We start from the raw sequence: 4,607 nt of genomic DNA on the forward strand, positions 1-4,607 counted from the left end.
TGTCCCCCGACGAGCCGGGCTTCAACGCATCTTCACCCGAAATTACCAGCTTGAGCGACTGGACGCCCTCCTGCGCGCAATAAGCGACGAAATCCCGCATCGACTGGGCACCACGGCCATTGAATACATCGCCGGTCTCGACGCCCTCTTCGCCCTCAGGGCTGCGTTCCAGCGTAGAGGGGACAAGGCGCGGACCGGGCGTTTCACCCGCTGCGATGGCGCGGGCCAGTTCCGGTTCGATATGATCGCCCAGCGCGCCAGCCGAATAGGCGCTCGTGAAACCATGGTCCAGCAACACACGCGCGTTGCGCCACGCTGCGACCTTCAGCTCATCGGCAGGCAGGATGAACTGGTGATAGATTTTTTCGACCGAGCTGCCCCAGGTCAAATGCGTGTGGGAATCCACCATGCCCGGCATCAACGTGCCGCCTTGCCCATCGATCACCTGATCTGCTGTCGTGGCGGCGATCATCGCTTCATCACGCAACACGGCGGCGATGCGATCCTGCTCGATCAGGACGGCTCCGGCAAATGGCGCGGTGCCTTGCCCGTCAAATATGCGAACATTGCGAATAAACCGTCGCATGCCGTCTCTCCTGCATTCCACTCTTGTTGCGCTCTCTATGGGCAAGTTTGATCAGGAACAAAAATAATGATTTTTTCCTACATCATAGGCTGGAGCTATGGATGAGCGTTTCCAACATCTCGGCCGCCAGGCGTGAAAGTCTGCCACCCGCCAATCGGCGCACACCGATACTGCGGGAAAATTCCGCTTCCTCAATCGTGATCGCGCGCAGCACGCCGATCGACAGTTCCGCCGAGGCGACCTGCATCGGCAATATCGTGACGCGCTGGCTGCCACGGACGATCGCCTTGGTCGTAAGCAGGGAGTCGCACCGGATAATGTCCTGCGGCACTGGAATGTCAGCCGCCATGAACAGCGCATCGATCTGACGTCGGAAAGCGCCGCGCGCTTCGGGCAGAACCCAGCGCGTTGCCATCATTGTCTTGAGCGATAGCCTGGCCGGAAGATGATCGTTCTGCCGCCCGACGATAAGGGCAAAGGGATCGCGCGAAAATGTGCGTTCCTCTATACCCTCTGGTGGCTGCTCGATGCCGGTGGTGACAAAGGCGAGTTCGATCTCGCCCCGGTGCAGCATTGCCGCCAGATCATGATCCGGCCGTTCCACCACATGCAGGGTAAATCGACCGATCCGCGCCTCCAACGATCGCACTGCATCGGGCAGCAGACTGACCAGCGCGCCAGGCGTGCCGCCGACGCGCAACGGCCCCAACACACCCGTGCTCGCCAGCTTCACCTCTGCCTCAGCGTCTCGCAATAGGCTGTCGATTGACTCTGCCCGGCGTAGCAACGCCTCCCCCTCCGCCGTCAGCAGAATGCCGCTACGCGACCGCTCGAAGAGCGACACCCCCAGCGCCTGTTCCAGCTGCGCGATCGCGTTGGAAACCGACGGCTGCGAGATATTGAGCGATCGCGCCCCACCGCTGATCGAATTGCTGCGGACAACCGCAAGGAAAGTTCGGATAGCGCGAGGATCAATCATATTTTGAATATGCCTGCAAACATCGCTCGATTGACATGAATGCCCGACATTATCACCGTACTTTCGACTATTTACGAAGCCACCATGCCACCCACCGTTTGGATTGTTAACTTCTATCGTAAGCGTGGGCAGTCAGAAAGATACGGACCGCTGATGGTGGCTACTCCGGAACCGTCAGCTTCGGCTCAAGGTGCTGACCGTCTTGCATTGACAGTCGCTACGATGGGTGTCGAGGTACCATGTACCATCGATGCGGAAGACAATCGATTGCGAGTCATTTTGCATCTTCCTGGCATGCTGAGCCTGATGTCAGGCGCGATCTCCGCCCTTGTCGAGAAGCAAGGCCAAGGGTTGATGCTGGACGATAAGGCGAACAAAACCATCTAAGATCAAGGTTTTTTCGTCCACGGCGACCTTTGCCCGCTCAGAAAGAAAATACCGTCTGAGCAGAGTCCTGATCCTATGTTCCAGCCTAACCACACTATTACGGCGATCAACGCCTACGCATTTGATTACCGAAAGGAAAATTGATAGCAATTGTCTGAGTTATATCCTGTGTGGCGAAATCGAAGGTCAAAACAGGATGAGCGACTTGGAGGGTATGCGAAATATGATCGTCAAACATGCAATAGCGTTGGCCATTTCCGTCGTAGCTTCTCCGCTTCTGGCTCAGCCTACTCCGATAAAGATGAGTATCGCGGCGGATGGCACTGGTCCGAAGATCGATCGCAACATCTTTGGCCAGTTTGCCGAAAATTTGGGGACCGGCATTTATGGCGGCGTCTGGGTCGGTGAGGATTCGTCGATCCCCAATGTTCGGGGCATGCGTAGCGATGTCGTGAGCGCGCTAAAGGCCTTGAAAGTCCCAAGCGTTCGCTGGCCTGGAGGCTGCTTCGCCGACGAGTATCACTGGCGCGATGGCGTAGGGCCACGGGCCAAGCGCGCAGTCACGGTAAACGGCAGTTGGGGCAATGCCCTGGAAAAGAACGACTTCGGCACCGACGAATTTTTCGACTTTCTCAATCAGATCGAATCGGAAGCCTATATTTCCGTCAATATGGGATCAGGCAGTGTCAAGGAAGCGGCCGATTGGATGGCCTATATGACCGCTGATCCGGGTACGACGGCAGGTGCGGAGCGTGCGGCCAACGGGCACCGCGAACCGTACCGCGTCAAGTTTCTGGGTATCGGCAATGAAAGCTGGAGTTGCGGCGGCGCCTATAGCGCGGACTATTATGTCGATGAGATGAAGCGCTACGCTCGCTTCACGCGCAACCTCAATATACAGCAGCAAGGCACGGACAACCCCGCTGGCGGCTCGGTCGCGGGCACAGATCCGATGCAGCGTATAGCCGTTGGCCCAGGATCGATGGATACGGCCTATACCGAAGCCGTCATGAAGGCATGGAAAGGCCATGACTGGAGTTGGAGCATCGAAGGTCTCTCGATGCATAACTACACTTGGATGAGTTGGCCTCCGTCCTTTTCAAGCATCGACTTTGGCGAGCGTGAATATGCCATGCTCATCAAGGATACGCTGAAAATGGAGGATATGATCCGGGTCCATTCGGCTGTCATGGACAAATATGATCCGGCCAAAAAAGTCCCGCTTGTCATCGATGAATGGGGCGTATGGCTTGCCAAGCTGCCCGGTAGCCGGGACGGTTTCCTGCATCAGCAGAACTCGATCCGCGATGCCATCATAGCGTCGATCAACCTCAACATGTTCACGCGCCACGCAGACCGCGTTCGCATGACGGCGATCGCCCAGATGGTGAATGTTCTCCAGGCCATGATCTTGACCGATGGGCCCAAGATGGTGCTGACGCCCACCTATCATCTCTTCAAAATGTATGTGCCCTTCCAGAACGCGACGCGACTGCCGATAGACTTCGATGCCGGGACTTACAGCTTCGGGGATGTGCGTGTTCCGCGCATAGACGCGATTGCAGCGCGGGGCACGGACGGGAAGCTTTGGATCGCGCTGACGAACGTCGATCCCTCCAAGCCTGCCGAGATAGATGCGCAGATAGCGGGTATTCGTGTCGGCGCTGCATCGGGGACAGTGCTGACTGCCGATCGGGTTGATGCGATCAACAGCTTTGACAAGCCTGACACTGTCGTGCCGCGACCGATCTCCGCACGGGTAAATGGGGGACGCCTACAGGTAACGCTGCCGCCAAAGTCGGTCACTGTGTTGTCGGTTACGCCATGATAACGCGGGGATACTGGCTTCTTTGACGCTTGAAACGATGCGCCAGCCCAGGTCGATCAGGACTGCTTCTTCGCTTCTGCAAATGGGTTCCTTATCCATGCAATCAGTTCGCCCATTTCTCGCTATCATGTCTCTGGCGGTGATATTGCCCTGGTCTGCTGCACAGGCCGACAATCCTATCATCCAGACCCGCTTTACCGCGGACCCGGCTCCGTTCGTGCATGATGGCGTGGTGTATCTCTACGCCAGCCATGACGAGGATGATGCCGACGGGTTCAAGATGCTCGACTGGCGGCTATATAGTTCGACCGACATGGTCAACTGGACCGACCGGGGCGTCGTCGCTTCGCTCAAGACATTTCCCTGGGCCGTGCAGAGCAATGATGCCTGGGCGCCGCAGGTGATCGAACGCGATGGCAAATTCTACCTTTATGCGCCGATCAGCGTGGCCGGATCGCCCAAGAATGTGATCGCCGTCGCCGTAGCGGACAGACCGGAAGGTCCGTTCAAGGATGCTATCGGCAAGCCGCTGATCGCGCCTGGCAATGGCTATATCGACCCGACCGTGTGGATCGACAATGACGGGCAGGCCTATCTCTACTGGGGCAATCCCAGCCTGTGGTATGTCAAGCTGAACAAGGACATGGTGTCCTATTCCGGTGAAATTCAGAAGGTTGCCCAGCCAGCCGATTATCAAGAAGGGCCGTGGTTCTATAAACGGGCGGGTCATTATTACATGGCCTATGCATCGACCTGCTGCCCCGAAGGGCCCCTGTGCATTATCAGGACACGGATTCACGGTAGCGGTTTGATGAGCAGCGGCATGA

General features: G+C 57.3%; 5 protein-coding genes. 3 read left to right on the forward strand and 2 right to left on the reverse strand.

Going from position 1 to position 4,607, the window contains the following annotated elements:
- Positions 1–586 (reverse strand): amidohydrolase family protein (locus IL54_RS25115; RefSeq protein ID WP_193378911.1); only part of this gene is annotated, 586 nt, incomplete at its 3' end.
- A gap of 82 nt (positions 587–668) precedes the next feature.
- On the reverse strand, positions 669–1,565 hold the full coding sequence (locus IL54_RS19670; protein WP_037479757.1) for a LysR family transcriptional regulator: 897 nt from the start codon (positions 1,563–1,565) through the stop codon (positions 669–671).
- 39 nt (positions 1,566–1,604) lie between these two features.
- Here IL54_RS19670 and IL54_RS24395 point away from each other — a divergent pair, with 39 nt between their 5' ends.
- The 3 genes from IL54_RS24395 to IL54_RS19685 form a co-directional block, all read left to right on the forward strand.
- Positions 1,605–1,952, forward strand: coding sequence for a hypothetical protein (locus IL54_RS24395; RefSeq protein WP_150125669.1), 348 nt, complete (start codon positions 1,605–1,607; stop codon positions 1,950–1,952).
- Between the two features lie 214 nt (positions 1,953–2,166).
- Positions 2,167–3,780 (forward strand): alpha-N-arabinofuranosidase, encoded by a 1,614-nt coding sequence (locus IL54_RS19680; protein WP_037480521.1) that lies wholly within the window; start codon positions 2,167–2,169, stop codon positions 3,778–3,780.
- Between the two features lie 97 nt (positions 3,781–3,877).
- Positions 3,878–4,607 (forward strand): family 43 glycosylhydrolase (locus tag IL54_RS19685; protein WP_156106336.1); only part of this gene is annotated, 730 nt, incomplete at its 3' end.

Source organism: Sphingobium sp. ba1, assembly GCF_000743655.1.
GTDB lineage: Bacteria > Pseudomonadota > Alphaproteobacteria > Sphingomonadales > Sphingomonadaceae > Sphingobium.